Here is a 14,293-nt window from a genome sequence, read left to right as displayed (position 1 = left end):
AGATATATATGGGCCGACTTAACGGAAAAGTAGCTATCGTCACGGGCGCCGGGCGAGGTATCGGACGCGCTACTGCCAGGCTGTTCGCAGCGGAAGGCGCAAAAGTAGCGGTTCTTTCGTTCACCCCCGCCAATGTCGATACCGTTGTCGCCGAGATCAAGGCCTCCGGCGGCACGTCCCTTGGCGTGCCATGCGACATCAGCGACGCAGGGCAAATCAAGGTGGCGGTGGAAAAGGTCGTCGAATCCTACGGTGGCATTGACATTCTCGTGAACAACGCCTTCGACCCCACCGCTCCCTTCTCGTCCATAATCGATCTCTCCGTGAAGCAATTGCAGCGCAATTTCGAGGTCGGCCCGATTGCCTATCTGCGCACGATGCAGGCCTGCTACCCCCATCTCAAGGCGAGCGGTGAAGGGCGAGTCATCAATTTTGGCTCGATGGCGGGCGTCGTAGGCCTTGTGGGTTACGGACCGTACAACATGGCGAAAGAGGCGGTTCGTGCCCTGACGCGAACTGCAGCGAAAGAATGGGGCGCCGATAAGATAACGGTGAACAATGTCCTACCAGTCGCTGAAACATGGGACAAGGAAACCAACGTGCCCGCCCCAACCAATCCTCTCGGCCGATATGGATCGCCGGACGATGACATTGCGCCCGTTGTCCTTTTCCTGGCGAGCAAGGATGCGCAGTTCCTGACGGGCTACAGCCTCACCCCTGACGGAGGCTCGATCATCGACAGCGCACGCTAATCCACGAGAGCACGATCACCTTTCTGCATGACTGCGCGGGTCCTGGAATGCCACGTTGTCTCGAAGGCAAGTCTTTCAGGCGGAGCGGACACTCGAATGTCCGCTCGGAGATGCGGGCGATTGGCCGAAGATGGCCGACAAACGCCCTTTCACTCGCCGACGCCTGCGAGCGCGATGTTCCCTGCGCAATGATCAGTGCAGTAACCGTAACCGCCCGTCTGGGTCTCGCGTAATGCGGGAACACCAATGCAACGGTCCACCCTGCTCCGTGGACCAGTCTTCGTCCAGACAATATCGCCCGTCATCGGAAATCGACCAACGTGCATCAGCTTTCCGTACTCCCTGCTTCGACCCGGGATTTGGAAGTCGGCTAACTGTCGCGGTCCCGTCCGCGCCATTGGTCCATTCACGAACGCCACCATTCTGCCCGATCCGATTCATGGTCGATCCCGGCACCATAGAAAGTGCCTGCTCGCGGGTTAACGCCTCGCCCTCATCCGCCAACGCGCTGATCTGAATAAGGCATACGGCCAACAATCCGATAAAAAATCGCATATCCCTCCACATTTCTTTCGCTTTACACACGTAAGGATTCGGAAAACGTTTCCACAGGATTGTGCGGATTCATTAGCTTGCGGTTAAGTCTAGTTCAGTGTGTCGACATGTGCATCCGAATGGGTGATTCCGCTTATGTTTGTCCGACGCGTCGGACGCGTGCCAGACGCACCATTCAGGTTGCGGCGGTGCATAGATATCAACAACCTGAAATCGATCAGTTGCGAAAGGTATTTCGCAGTATCACTCGCACATAACAAACCTGTAATCGATGAGTCAGTGTCAGGCAAACCGCAGCAGCCACAATGCACTTCAAATCCTTAGCAATCTTCGTGCGGAGCTACTGGAGGGAGTTTGAACGTGAAAACATCGCCAGACGATGGCGCCGCATTGACGGCGCTACAGGAGATAAACGGCACCTCACGGACCATCACGGCGGAAACGGCCTGGCGCTACGATACACGACAGACACCCACGTGTTCTCCGTTGCCCGATAACACACTAGGCCTGTCGCGCTGGACGCTTCCCGCAGCCTGTGCCGAACGCGTCGTCAATCGGAGCGAAGCCCCGCACCACACAATCGCGATCAGTCTGAAGTCCACCGAACTGACGTTCTGTCACGGCGGCCGCGTGATCTGCGACGGCCGCGTGACGCCGGGCGTGACGCAAATTACGCGACCCGGGCAGGAAGTCAGTGCAATCTTCAGAGCCCCCTGCGACGTGCTACACCTTTACGCGCCACAAGCGCTGCTGCGCGAGTGCTACGCTCACATCACCGGCCGGCCATCTGTGGGCGATGTCATGCTCGGCAACGCCGACATCGTGCCAGACGTCGCCGTGGCGCGGCTTGCTCAGGTGCTCGTATGGGCACACGCCGAAGGCTCGACGGTCAGTGATCTGTTTACCGACAGCATTGGCCTCGCGATCGTCACGCGTTTGCTTTCGCACGAAACTCACACGGCGCGCAGTCAGCAGCGCACGGCCACGATCCTGCCTCGCTGGCGCCTCAAACGGGCCATGGAATTCATTGACGCGCATCTGTCTGAGCCCATCCGGCTCCACGACATCGCGCAAAGCGTGGGACTCACCCGCATGCACTTCGCCGCGCAGTTCCGCGCAGTCACCGGCACGAGTCCCCACGATTTCCTCGTGCAAAGGCGCATCGAAACGGCGCAGGTGCTGCTCGCAACAACTACCCAGGGTGTGCTGGATATTGCGCTCGCCACCGGTTTTCGTTCGCAAACGCATTTCACGACGGTATTCAAGCAACGTATCGGCGAGACGCCCAGCCGCTATCGCGCGCAGGTAGGCGCTGCCGCGTGTTCGATCCATCGCTTCGACTAGACGGCGGTGCCCCCGTGGAGACCTGATCAACACGTACCGCTACGGTCAAAGGTCGAGGGGCGGTCCCGAACAGCAGACCGCCCTCCTTCCCCGCCCGGCGAAACAGGACCGTTCACCGCGTCAGATTCACCTTCGCGAGATCGATCAGCCCCTTGCCGCGTCCGTCCATCACAGCCTTCATCATGAAGAGGCCGAAATGCCACGCTTCGTCGATGGTGGTCTTCGGCGGCATGATCAGTTCCTGACGTGCGCTGACAACATCCACGAGCGCGGGCCCATCGTGCGCCAGCGCCGCCGCTATCGCACCTTCGAGCTCCTGTGGCTTCTCGACCCGGATCCCCTTCACGCCGACCGCTTCGGCCATGCGCGCGAAGTTCGGATTGACGAGGTCGGTGCCGGTATCGACGAAACCCGACGCGCGCATTTCGATCTCGACAAAGCCGAGCGTGCCGTTGTTCAGGACGATCACTTTCACCGGCAGGCCCGCCTGAACGAGCGTGAGGAATTCGCCCATCATCATCGTGAAGCCGCCGTCGCCGGACATCGAAATCACCTGGCGGTCCGGATACGTGGCCTGTGCACCGATCGCATGCAGCAGCGCGTTCGCCATCGAGCCGTGGTTGAACGAACCGACCAGCCGGCGCCGGCCGTTGAGCTTCAGATAGCGCGCCGTCCATGCGATCGGCGTGCCGACGTCGCAGGTGAAGATGGCGTCGTCGGCCGCGAGCTGGCTCACGAGCCGCGTCACGTATTGCGGATGGATCGTCGTGCTCGACGGGTTGCTCTCCGCGAGCGCGTCGAGATCCTGGCGTGCGTGCCGGTAGTGCTCGAGCGCGCTATCAAGATGCGACGAATCGGTTTTTTCCTCGAGGACCGTCAGCAAGGCGGCGAGCGTGTCCTTGACCGAGCCGAGCAGGCCCAGATCGAGCGAGCAGCGGTTGCCGAGCGCCTCGGGACGCACGTCGATCTGCGCAATCTTCGCGTCGTCCGGATAGAACTGCCGGTAAGGGAAATCGGTGCCGAGCAGCAGGAGCATGTCGCACGCCTTCATCGCCGCATAGCCCGATGCAAACCCCACCATGCCCGTCATGCCGACATCGTAAGGATTATCGTGCTCGACGTACTCCTTGCCCCGTAGCGAGTGCACCACAGGTGCCTTCAGGCGCTTCGCAAGCTCGACCACTTGGTCATGCGCGCCCGCGCAGCCGGCGCCGCACATCAGCGTCACGCGAGATGCCGAGTGCAGCATGGCGGCGAGGCGTGAGATCTCTTCGTCGGAAGGCCGCAGCACGGGCGGCACCGAGGGAATCAGCCAGGGCGCCACCTCGGCGGCTGTCGGCGAGAGCGCAATGTCGCCCGGAATCACGACGACAGCCACACCGCGCCGGCCGACCGCGACGCGCATCGCACGGGTCAGGATCTGCGGCAGCTGGCCGACGTTCGAGACGAGCTCCACATAGTGGCTGCACTCCTTGAAGAGGCTTTCCGGGTGCGTCGCCTGAAAGTAGTCGATGCCGATTTCCGAACTGGGGATGTGCGCCGCGATCGCCAGCACGGGCACGCCGCTGCGATGGCAGTCGAAGAGCCCGTTGATCAGATGCAGGTTGCCCGGCCCGCAGCTGCCGGCGCAGACGGCGAGCTCGCCGGTGAGATGCGCTTCGGCGCCCGCCGCGAATGCCGCGCCCTCCTCGTGGCGCACGTGAATCCAGTCGATCTCGCCGGAACGTCTGAGCGAATCGGAAATGCCGTTAAGCGAGTCGCCGACCACACCATAGATGCGCTTCACGCCGGCGTGGGTCAGGGCATCGACCACATAATCCGCGGCGGTAGTCATGAGGCGGCTCCCATGAAAGAGCGAAGAGGGGTTCGCGCTACTGCGTATCCTTCGAGCATGTCACTCTCCTGTTTGTAAGGCGTACAAGCACACGTGCCCGCGGCCTCGGTTTCACTGCGTTCATACTCTCGTGTCTCGTCGAGGCGTACTTCTCGATTCGCACGCATTTATCGAAATCGCAAGAACCGTGGTTTCGGAAAGGTTCAACCGTAGCGTGCTGGCCACTTGCCCTGGCTGGAAGCGCGTCCTGCGGGTTAGCGGATACGGCACGCAATTGCTCGGAAACCGGACCGGTTTTGGGCGATACTAGACTGAAGTTCATTACGCTGCACAGTAGGCGCAACGGGTGCGCCCATCAGCCCCGCCGCTGCCGGAAACACTTCTCCTAGTGTGCCTGCCAACACCAAGCGAGGTCCGACATGGAACTGCTTACGGTACCCATCAGCAAGCCCGAGGCGACGAACTTCATTCTCGGTCAAAGCCACTTCATCAAAACGGTCGAGGACCTGCATGAGGCCATGGTCGGCACCGTTCCGGGCATCAAGTTCGGTTTGGCGTTTTGCGAAGCCTCCGGCAAGCGCCTTGTGCGCCGCTCCGGCACCGACGCCGATCTGATAGAACTAGCCAGCCGGAATGCCTCGGCCATCGGTGCGGGTCACAGCTTCATGATTGTTCTCGGCGACGGCTTTTTCCCGGTCAACGTGCTGAACGCGATAAAAGCTGTGCCGGAGGTCTGCCGGATCTTCTGCGCGACGGCGAATCCCACGCAAGTCGTGGTTGCCGAAACGGATCAGGGACGCGCGATCCTGGGCGTGGTCGACGGGTTTGGGCCGCTCGGTGTGGAAGCCGAAGAAGACGTTCAATGGCGCAAGGACCTGCTCCGCGCGATCGGCTACAAGGCGTAGGCCCGCCTGCCCTCCTGCCGCAACGCGTCCATCTGCCGACTTATGGAACCTCCGCAGCTCCAGCCGGGCACCCTGTGGCCGGCCATCCTCCGCCAGACCGAACACGCGTTGCGGCGCGGCGCGCTGCGACCGATCGAGACGACTCAAACGCTGATCGAAGAAGACGGCATACCCTTCCTCGTTCGCCAGGTCTCGAGCCTCGCCAGCAAGGAGCAAAGCCGGCAGGCGGACAAGACAACGGTCCGGGACCGTCGTGCGTTCAATCCGTTCCTCCCTTATGACCCGGACCTGTTCGTGGCCGATGTCTCGGACACTCACGTCGCACTGCTCAACAAGTTCAATGTCATCGACCATCACCTCCTGATCGTCACCCGCAGCTTCAGACCACAGGAGGCGCTGCTCGACCTGGCGGACTTCGCCGCTTTGTCCGCGTGCATGGCCGAATTCGACGGTCTGGCCTTCTACAATGGCGGTGCGCAAGCGGGTGCGAGCCAGCCACATAAGCACCTGCAGATCGTGCCGCTGCCGCTCGGTGAAGCGGGGCTGCCGCTCCCCATTGAGCCGGTCCTTGCATCCGCACGGATGGAGGGTGCAATCGGCACGATGCCGGGCCTGACTTTCCGGCACGCATTGGCCCAAATGAAACCGGCTTCCGCGGCCTCGCTGCACACGGCGCACACCATGCTGGATTGCTATGGCGCATTGCTCGAGGCGACGGGCCTGCGGGCAATCAAGATGAATGGCGAACTGCATCATTCAGCGCCCTACAATTTGCTTGTCACGCGCCGATGGATGTTGTTCGTGCCCCGGTCGTCGGAATGCGCCGAGGGCATTTCGGTGAATGCGCTGGGTTTCGCCGGATCGCTTTTCGTGCGCGACGCGGTACAGATGCAGGTCATCAGGGAACTTGGCCCGATGAACCTGTTGCAGCGCGTTGCCGTCCCTCTGGCAATCGGCCAATAACGCGTGCACGCATACGTTCCTAACGTATCAGACCGCACCCGCACTCACGCACTCAGTACGGCGCCCAACCATCGTCACCGATGAGCGGCACGAAGCTCACATCGCCGAACGAGTACTCGTGATAGTCGTGTTCGCCCCGGCGAACCAGCTTGATCAACTGCTGATGATGACGCTCGCGGCCTACCGGCATGACAATCCGCCCGCCAACCGAAAGTTGCGAGCGCCACGCGCGCGGGACGCGCGGACCACCGGCGCCCGCGATAATTGCGTCATACGGCGCATACGCGGCGAGGCCGAGGGTCCCGTCGCCGAGATGCACCGTCACGTTGGCAATGCCCAGCCGCGCCAGCGTCTCGCGAGCGGTATCGGCGAGAAGCGGATCGCGTTCAACGGAATCAACGTGGGCGGCGATGGCCGCCGCAATCGCCGCGGCATACCCGGAGCCCGTGCCGATGTCGAGAACCCGGTCGTGCGGGCCCAGTTCAGCCGCCTCGATCATCTGCGCGACGACGATGGGCTGCGAGATGGCCTGCTGACTTGCAATCGGCAATGCATTGTCGTCGTATGCGCAGTCACGCAGGTACGCCGGCACGAATTCCTCGCGCGGCACCTGGCGCATTGCGGATAGCACATGGGCATCGCGTATGCCCCGTCCCGCGATTTGCTGCACCACCATCCACTCACGCGCTTGTCTGAAATCGATCATGGTGACCTCCTTCTGATGGTCACGCAGGATTCGTGCACAAACGACTGGCGGGGAGCATCGATCGACTGCGGCCTGCTGTGCGGCGGCCAAAAAAAGGCCGCGAACGATATGCCGCGGCCCTCAATCACACGCGTTCGGGTAGCAACCTGACGCCAGATAACTTTCGCACACCGAATCCCTCTGCACAATCGGGTGTTTTGTCGGATCAATCCAGCGGGCCAGTCCGTTTATTGCCGGCCCGCGAAGGCCGCGGGCGGCATGATCAATGCTTATGGTGCATCCAGCTCATATGGTGCGCATCGAGCCACTGAGCCATCCCCTCGCCCTTGTGATCGCGCATATAACGCCGCGCCAGCATGACAGCCACGGCCAGCACGACCGCGAGGCCCACTACAAAGCTAATCATCGACTGAGTCATGGCAGCCTCCTTGACGAGTTGCGACCATGCCTACATTGTAGGCGCTGCGGCGAATTCGGCTTTTCGTCGGCCGGTGACGAATTCAGGCGGGCGCACCGTATGGCGCATGGACCTGTTTTCGCCAATAATGACCCCACCTCCACCACTGGACGAGGGCGACCATGCGTTACAGTCCCGACGCCATCCGCACGATCGCTCTGGTCGGGCATGCCGGATGTGGCAAGACATCGCTTGTGGAAGCCCTGCTGTTCCATGGCGGAGGCATCCATGCGGCCGGCAGCGTGGAGCGCGGCACCACGGTCTGCGACTTCGACCCGCTCGCGCGCAAATATCACCACTCGCTCAACTCCAACATCGCCCACCTGCACTACCGCGATACCCGCCTCTATCTGCTGGATACGCCGGGTTATCCGGACTTTTCCGGCTTGTCGATCAGCGCGCTGCCCGCGGTCGAGACTGCCGCGATCGTCATCAATGCGCAGACCGGCATTGAGATGATCACCCGGCGCATGATGGCGTGGGCGGAGGAACGTAAGCTCTGCAGAATGATCATCGTGAACGGGATCGATGGCGAAAAGGTCGATCTTCCTGGCCTTCTGGTGCAAATTCAGGAGACCTTCGGCAAGGATTGCCTGCCCATCAACCTGCCGGCGCAAGGCGGCCGCCAGGTGGTGGACTGTTTTTTCAATCCCGCCGGCGATGCCGATTTTCTGTCCGTCGCCGCGGCGCACGACGCACTGGTCGATCAGGTGGTCGAGATCGACCCCGAGCTGATGGAGCTGTACCTGGAGCAAGGCGAGGCGATCAGCCCGGAACAATTGCACGAGCCTTTCGAACGGGCGCTGCGCGAAAACCATCTGGTGCCGGTCTGCTTCACGTCGACGGTCAACGGTGCCGGCATTGCGGAGTTGCTCGACGTGTTCGTGCGGCTTCTGCCCAATCCCATGGAAGGCAACCCGCCCCTCTTCTATCGCGATGCCGGCGGCCGCCGCGAAGTCGTGCGCGCCGAGCCGGACGCCGACAAGCATGTCCTCGCGCACGCGTTCAAGATTGTGATGGATCCCTACATCGGCAAGATGGCTGTGTTTCGCATCCATCAAGGCACGGTAAGGCGCGACAGCCAGCTCTATATCGGCGACGCGCGCCAGCCGTTCAGGGTCGCGCATCTGATGATGCTGCAGGGCAAGGAACACGTGGACGTGCCGCAAGCCGGGCCAGGCGACATCTGCGCCACGGCCAAGGTCGACGAGATCGGTTTCGACGCCGTGCTGCACGACGCCCCCGAGGACGGCAACATCCACCTGACCCCGCTCGACTTTCCCACGCCGATTTATGGTTTGGCGATCGAGCCGGCACGTCCGGGCAACGAGCAACGCCTCTGGGAAATTCTGCAAAAGCTGAGCGCGGAAGACCCGTGCCTGCGCATCGAGCACCCGGTCGGCACTAACGAGACCGTGGTACGCGGGCTGGGCGAGCTGCATCTGCGTCTCATGCTGGAGCGGCTAGCCGATCAATACAAGCTCGAGGTGGTCACGCGGCCGCCGAAAATCGCCTATCGGGAAACCATCGGCGCGAAGGCCGATGGTCACTATCGTCACAAGAAACAGACGGGCGGCGCCGGGCAATTCGGGGAAGTGATGCTGAGCGTCGAGCCGCTGCCGCGCGGCACGGGCTTCGAATTCGTCGACGCCGTCAAGGGTGGCGCGATTCCCGGCCAGTTCATGCCCGCCGTGGAAAAAGGCGTCTTACAGGTCATCGACAGCGGACCGCTGGCCGGTTACCCGATGCAGGACGTGCGCGTCACCGTCTTCGACGGCAAGAGCCATTCGGTCGATTCAAAGGAAGTGGCCTTCGTCAGCGCCGGGCGCAAGGCCTTCATCGATGCGGTGCTGAAAGCCCGGCCGATCCTGCTCGAACCGATCGTGGACATCGAGGTGATGACGCCGGAAGCGACGCTGGGCGACATCATCGGCGATCTGTCCTCAAAGCGCGGCCAGGTGCATGGCACGCGCACGGCCGACGGCAATGCCGTGATCGTGGCGGGGCAAGTGCCGTTGTCGGAACTCAACGACTATCAGTCGCGCCTGAACGCGATTGCCGGCGGACACGGCAGCTACAGCATCCAGATCAGCCACTACGATCCGGTGCCACCCGCCCAGCAGGAGCGGATGGCGTCGCAGCACAAAAAACAGGGCGACGACACGGCGTGATGAGTGGCGGACTGACGGGCTCCCGCCCGCTTGTCCGTCCATCAGGCCTGTCAGATTTCCACTCGCGCGCCCAGTTCGATCACCCGGTTGGCCGGCAGCTTCAGATACGCCGCGACGTTGCCGACGTTGTGCAGCATGACCGAGAACAGACGCTCGCGCCACATCGCCATGCCGCTGCCCGGCGTCGGCACCAGGGTCGCGCGGCTCAGGAACCAGGAGGTTTCCGCGGGTTCGAACGGGAGGTCATCCACCTTGCAGCCTTCGAGCGCACGCGGCAGATTCACCTCATCCATAAAGCCATACGCGATGATGATCTGGAAGCAGTGCGAATCGAGACGATGCACGCTGACCCGCTCACTCGCCGGCACCCACGGCACCTCCTCATTGTTGACCGTCAGGAAAACAACGCGATCGTGCAGCACGCGGTTATGCATCAGATTGTTAATCAGCGAATGAGGAACCGCATTGGGCTCGGCCGACAGAAAAATCGCCGTACCGCCTACGCGCATCGGCGAGCGCGCCAGCAGTGTCGTCAGATAGGACTTGAGCGGCATCGTGCCGGCCCTGTTGCGCGCTTCCGTGCGCATCATTTCCGCGCCGCGGCCCCAGGTCGCCATGATGGTGTAGATAATCAGGCCGATCAGCAGCGGGAACCAGCCGCCCTGCGTAATCTTCAGCAGGTTCGCGGAGAAGAACGTCGCGTCGATCACGAAGAAAAATACCGTCGCGAACACACAGAGCGCCCAGTTGAGATGCCACGCGTAGCGAATCACGAAGAAGGTCAGCATGGTCGTGATCAGCATCGTGCCGGTCACGGCGATACCGTAAGCGGAACCGAGCGCCGTGGACGAACCGAAGCCCACCACCGCCGCCACGACCGCCGCCAGCAAGGTCCAGTTGATGCCGGGCACGTAGATCTGCCCCATTTCCCTTTCCGACGTGTAGACCACGTTCATGCGCGGCAGAAAACCGAGCTGCATGGCCTGCTTCGTCATCGAATACGTGCCGGAGATCACCGCCTGCGACGCGATCACGGTCGCGGCTGTCGCCAGCCCGATCATCGGATAGAGCGCCCATTGCGGGAACATTCTGTAGAACGGATTTTGCAGCGCGCCCGGGTCGGCCAGCAGCAACGCACCCTGCCCCAGATAGTTCAGCGCGAGGGCCGGAAACACGAGACCGAACCACGTCAGCCGGATCGGCCGCGCGCCGAAATGCCCCATGTCGGCATAGAGCGCCTCCGCGCCGGTCAACGACAGCACGACCGCGCCCAGTGCCACAAAGGCCAGCCACTTGTGACGCAGGCAGAATGCAAGCCCCGTGAACGGATCGAGCGCAACCAGTATCGCGGGCGCCTGCATCATATTGACGACGCCCACCACCGCAATCACGATGAACCAGAGCACCATCACCGGTCCGAACACGCTGCCGATGCCGGACGTGCCGCGCTTTTGCAGCAGGAACAGCGTGACCAGCGCAACCAGCGTTACCGGAATCACGCAGGTCTTGAGAAACGGCGCGGCGACTTCCAGTCCTTCGGCCGCGCTCAGAACGGAGATGGCCGGCGTGATGACGCTGTCGCCGTAGAACAGCGCCGCGCCCATGATGCCGACGCTGAGCAGCGTGCGGCGCAGCGTCGGCCGGTCCGCGACCGACGAGTCGGCCAGCGCCAGCAGCGCCATGATCCCACCCTCGCCGTGATTGTTGGCGCGCAGAATCAACGCGACGTACTTGAGCGAGACCACGATAATCAGCGACCAGACGATCAGCGAGACGATGCCGACGATATTCAGCGCATTGAGTGCGAGTCCGTTGGTGGGATCGAATACGGTCTGAATCGCGTAGAGCGGGCTGGTGCCGATGTCGCCATACACGACGCCGAGCGCGGCAAGCGAGAGCGCGGCCGTCGCCCCCCGATGATGTCCGTGCCCGCCGGACTTGCCCGTCTCAGGATTGGCTGAAATTGACTGGCTCATGTCTCGCTCCGGTTCTGATTCTCTCGCGGTGCAACATGCCGGACAGGCAGTGGCGCGTGCGGAGATCGTAGGTCCTTTTGCGCTTCGTGCTTCCCGTTTTCGCCTGCGTCCCCCGAGAACATAGCCAGCCTCGCCATGGGTCATGCCAGCGAACGCCGCACATTATTGTTCTTATGTTCGGCACACCTTGCGTTGCGCAATTCCGATGCGCTTCCACGCATGAACGACAGGGTGTGCCTCATTCAACATACACCATTGGCTATGGCGTAGAAAGGAAACCCGGAACGCCGGCCCCTATCCGGCACTGCGCTGATCCGCCATCTCCTGCGGGCGAACAGTCGGCGCTTTGTTCTGCAGAAACGGCGCGATGTGCCGCATGGCGCGCGACACGTAGTCGTCTTTTTCGCCCACCGGCGCGACGTAGTGAATCGCGCTTTCCGCCGCTTCGATCCCTTCGAGGCGGGCGATGATCCAGGCGGCAAGATAATGCGAAGCGAGACACCCGCCGGCGGTGGCGACATTGCCGTTGGCGAAGAAAGGCTGGTTCAGAACGTCGACGCCGGCCTCCTGAACCCACGGCTTCGTCGTCAGGTCGGTGCAGGCCGGCACGCCGTCGAGCAAGCCGAGCTTCGCCAGAACCAGCGTGCCGGAGCATTGCGCGGCCAGCAACTGCCGTGCCGGATCGAAACGCAATTGCGCCATGAGCGCCGCATCGGCGACAACGTCACGCGTCAGCCTGCCGCTGCCCACGATGACCGCGTCGGCCGTGCACGCCTCCTGCAGGCCGATGTGCGATTCGAGCACCACGCCGTTCATCGACCGTACCCGTGCCGCGGGGCTGGCGATCGAGACGCGCCAGTCCGGTTTCCTGACGCGATTGAGCACGCCAAGAGCGATCAGCGAGTCGAGTTCGTTGAAACCTTCGAAAGTGAGAATGGCAATGTGCATGGTGTTGTTTTCCTCGGCGAACGGGGGCGTGAGGTCGGGTTGCGGTGAATCATCGTATGGCCGAAAATCAATACAATCAAATAATTGTCATGGATACATTCCCGCATGGCCCAAGCCCGCTACAAACTTCTCGTGGATGCGTTGGCAGCCGACATCCGGTCGGGGCGTCTGCCGCCTGGCACGCGCCTGCCAACCCATCGGCAACTCGCCGTGCGGGAAAGACTCGCCCTCGTCACCGCGACGCGCGTGTATGCCGAGCTTGGCGCGATGGGCCTCGTCAGCGGCGAGACCGGACGCGGCACGTTCGTCAGGGAAACGTCTCTTCCGCCGGGCCTCGGCATCGATCAGCACACCTTGGCGTCGGATCTGGCGGACCTCAGCTTCAACTATCCGTCGCTGCCAGACCAGGCCGAGCTATTGAGGAACGCCTTGCGCCAGCTCGCGTCGTCCGGCGATCTGGATTCGCTGCTGCGCTATCAGCCGCACGGCGGGCGGCAGCACGAGCGGGAGACGGTCGCGCGACATCTCGCCAGCCGCGGATTAGCGGTCGAGGGCGAGCAGATTTTGATCGTCAACGGCGCGCAACATGGGCTCGCGGCTACCGTCATGGCGCTGCTGCGGCCAGGCGACGTGGTCGCCGTCGACGCGCTGACGTACCCGGGCTTCAAGGTGCTGGCGAACACATTGCACCTCGAACTCGCGCCGATTCCAAATGCGGGCGACGGCCCTGACCCGAAGGCGCTCGCCCGGCTCTGCAAGAACCGCAAGGTGCGTGCCGTCTACACCATGCCGACACTGCATAACCCGCTCGGGTGGGTGATGAACGCCGAACGTCGGCATGAACTGATCGCGCTTGCCCGTCGCCACGGACTACTCATCATCGAGGACGCAGCGTATGCCTTCCTGGCCGACGACCCGCCGCCCCCACTGGCGGCGCTCGCGCCTGAAACGACGGTGTATGTGTCGGGACTATCGAAAAGCGTGGCCACCGGACTGCGGGTCGGCTTCATCGCCGCGCCCGCTCAATGGGTGCCCCCAATCGAGCGCGCGATCAGGTCCACGACCTGGAACACTGCCGCCGTGATGACGTCCATTGCCTGCGGCTGGATCGACGATGGCACGGTGACCCGGCTCGAGGTGGAAAAACGTCGTGATGCGAGGGTCCGTCAAACGATGGCGGCGGAAATCCTCGACGGATTGCGGCGCGTCGCTCATCCCGCCTCGTACTTTCTCTGGCTCCCGCTGGACGAGGAGGTTCGGGCCGACCGGATTGCCATGGCGCTCATGCGCGAGCGCATCGCCGTGTCGACCGCCGAGCCCTTCTCGACATCGGAACACGTGCCTCATGCGCTGCGCCTCGCACTCGGTTCACTTGACCTGGACACCCTGCGACAGGCGCTGGAAAAGGTGAGGCAAGTGATCGGCGCTTATACGTATTAGCCATTTGCCGCCATGCGCATTCGACGCCGTCGCGACTAGCCGAAAGATTTCAGAAAACGCCTGACACAATTCTGTTTTTATATAAAACGGCCCGTATCCCGCCACGCTATTATTCGATCGGTTTCACACGCGGCTTTTGGTGACAATTCGCAAAAGGCATCACTCGCGCATCCTGTCTTATGCGGTAACAGTTCATGCGCCATGATTGGAATGAATCCGGTTGTACTGGTGCCATGCAATTC

11 protein-coding genes are annotated in these 14,293 nt (G+C 62.3%); 6 read left to right on the top strand and 5 right to left on the bottom strand.

Going from position 1 to position 14,293, the window contains the following annotated elements; genetic code table 11:
- Window positions 1-8: 8 nt before the first annotated feature.
- Both A6V37_RS12065 and A6V37_RS12060 read left to right on the top strand, forming a co-directional pair.
- Window positions 9-752: an SDR family NAD(P)-dependent oxidoreductase gene (locus A6V37_RS12065; RefSeq protein WP_064267280.1), complete on the top strand. Its 744-nt coding sequence runs from the start codon at window positions 9-11 to the stop codon at window positions 750-752.
- A gap of 915 nt (window positions 753-1,667) precedes the next feature.
- Window positions 1,668-2,651 (top strand): helix-turn-helix domain-containing protein, encoded by a 984-nt coding sequence (locus tag A6V37_RS12060; RefSeq protein WP_131799847.1) that lies wholly within the window; start codon window positions 1,668-1,670, stop codon window positions 2,649-2,651.
- A 112-nt stretch (window positions 2,652-2,763) separates the two neighbouring features.
- On the opposite strand, the gene poxB is transcribed toward A6V37_RS12060, so the two are convergent.
- The gene (poxB, locus tag A6V37_RS12055; protein ID WP_064267279.1) at window positions 2,764-4,485 is read right to left on the bottom strand and encodes a ubiquinone-dependent pyruvate dehydrogenase; all 1,722 of its coding nucleotides are present in this window, start codon (window positions 4,483-4,485) and stop codon (window positions 2,764-2,766) included.
- Between the two features lie 419 nt (window positions 4,486-4,904).
- Between poxB and A6V37_RS12050 the strand changes: the two genes are divergently transcribed.
- Entirely contained in the window at window positions 4,905-5,390 is a 486-nt protein-coding gene (locus A6V37_RS12050) for an adenosine-specific kinase (protein ID WP_064267278.1), read from the top strand.
- A 42-nt stretch (window positions 5,391-5,432) separates the two neighbouring features.
- Window positions 5,433-6,353: an ATP adenylyltransferase family protein gene (locus A6V37_RS12045; RefSeq protein WP_064267277.1), complete on the top strand. Its 921-nt coding sequence runs from the start codon at window positions 5,433-5,435 to the stop codon at window positions 6,351-6,353.
- Between the two features lie 52 nt (window positions 6,354-6,405).
- Here the strand turns inward: A6V37_RS12045 and A6V37_RS12040 are convergent, their stop codons facing one another.
- Together A6V37_RS12040 and A6V37_RS41295 are read right to left on the bottom strand one after the other, a co-directional pair.
- Entirely contained in the window at window positions 6,406-7,059 is a 654-nt protein-coding gene (locus tag A6V37_RS12040) for a protein-L-isoaspartate(D-aspartate) O-methyltransferase (protein ID WP_064267276.1), read from the bottom strand.
- Between the two features lie 262 nt (window positions 7,060-7,321).
- Entirely contained in the window at window positions 7,322-7,477 is a 156-nt protein-coding gene (locus A6V37_RS41295; protein ID WP_165614424.1) for a hypothetical protein, read from the bottom strand.
- 161 nt (window positions 7,478-7,638) lie between these two features.
- On the opposite strand from A6V37_RS41295, the gene fusA reads away from it, so the two are divergent.
- Window positions 7,639-9,687 carry an elongation factor G gene (gene fusA / locus A6V37_RS12035; protein WP_064267275.1) on the top strand — a complete coding sequence of 683 codons (2,049 nt, stop codon included), beginning with the start codon at window positions 7,639-7,641 and terminating at the stop codon, window positions 9,685-9,687.
- 50 nt (window positions 9,688-9,737) lie between these two features.
- Here fusA and A6V37_RS12030 read toward each other — a convergent pair whose 3' ends face one another.
- Both A6V37_RS12030 and A6V37_RS12025 read right to left on the bottom strand, forming a co-directional pair.
- Window positions 9,738-11,663 carry a potassium transporter Kup gene (locus A6V37_RS12030; RefSeq protein ID WP_064286016.1) on the bottom strand — a complete coding sequence of 642 codons (1,926 nt, stop codon included), beginning with the start codon at window positions 11,661-11,663 and terminating at the stop codon, window positions 9,738-9,740.
- 294 nt (window positions 11,664-11,957) lie between these two features.
- Window positions 11,958-12,611 carry a DJ-1/PfpI family protein gene (locus A6V37_RS12025; protein ID WP_064267273.1) on the bottom strand — a complete coding sequence of 218 codons (654 nt, stop codon included), beginning with the start codon at window positions 12,609-12,611 and terminating at the stop codon, window positions 11,958-11,960.
- Between the two features lie 105 nt (window positions 12,612-12,716).
- Here A6V37_RS12025 and A6V37_RS12020 point away from each other — a divergent pair, with 105 nt between their 5' ends.
- Window positions 12,717-14,051 carry an aminotransferase-like domain-containing protein gene (locus A6V37_RS12020; protein WP_064267272.1) on the top strand — a complete coding sequence of 445 codons (1,335 nt, stop codon included), beginning with the start codon at window positions 12,717-12,719 and terminating at the stop codon, window positions 14,049-14,051.
- The last annotated feature ends 242 nt before the right edge of the window (window positions 14,052-14,293 follow it).

The sequence above is a fragment of the Paraburkholderia ginsengiterrae genome (genome assembly GCF_001645125.1).
Taxonomy (GTDB): Bacteria; Pseudomonadota; Gammaproteobacteria; order Burkholderiales; family Burkholderiaceae; genus Paraburkholderia; species Paraburkholderia ginsengiterrae.
This window is presented reverse-complemented; position numbering and strand designations above follow the sequence as displayed.

What these genes read in the sequence shown, in the direction of transcription:
- A6V37_RS12065 (WP_064267280.1), top strand. Translation starts at nt 9, where the DNA reads ATGGGCCGACTTAACGGAAAAGTAGCTATCGTCACGGGCGCCGGGCGA.
- poxB (WP_064267279.1), bottom strand. Translation starts at nt 4,485, where the DNA reads ATGACTACCGCCGCGGATTATGTGGTCGATGCCCTGACCCACGCCGGC.
- A6V37_RS12050 (WP_064267278.1), top strand. Translation starts at nt 4,905, where the DNA reads ATGGAACTGCTTACGGTACCCATCAGCAAGCCCGAGGCGACGAACTTC.
- A6V37_RS12045 (WP_064267277.1), top strand. Translation starts at nt 5,433, where the DNA reads ATGGAACCTCCGCAGCTCCAGCCGGGCACCCTGTGGCCGGCCATCCTC.
- A6V37_RS12040 (WP_064267276.1), bottom strand. Translation starts at nt 7,059, where the DNA reads ATGATCGATTTCAGACAAGCGCGTGAGTGGATGGTGGTGCAGCAAATC.
- A6V37_RS41295 (WP_165614424.1), bottom strand. Translation starts at nt 7,477, where the DNA reads ATGACTCAGTCGATGATTAGCTTTGTAGTGGGCCTCGCGGTCGTGCTG.
- fusA (WP_064267275.1), top strand. Translation starts at nt 7,639, where the DNA reads ATGCGTTACAGTCCCGACGCCATCCGCACGATCGCTCTGGTCGGGCAT.
- A6V37_RS12030 (WP_064286016.1), bottom strand. Translation starts at nt 11,663, where the DNA reads ATGAGCCAGTCAATTTCAGCCAATCCTGAGACGGGCAAGTCCGGCGGG.
- A6V37_RS12025 (WP_064267273.1), bottom strand. Translation starts at nt 12,611, where the DNA reads ATGCACATTGCCATTCTCACTTTCGAAGGTTTCAACGAACTCGACTCG.
- A6V37_RS12020 (WP_064267272.1), top strand. Translation starts at nt 12,717, where the DNA reads ATGGCCCAAGCCCGCTACAAACTTCTCGTGGATGCGTTGGCAGCCGAC.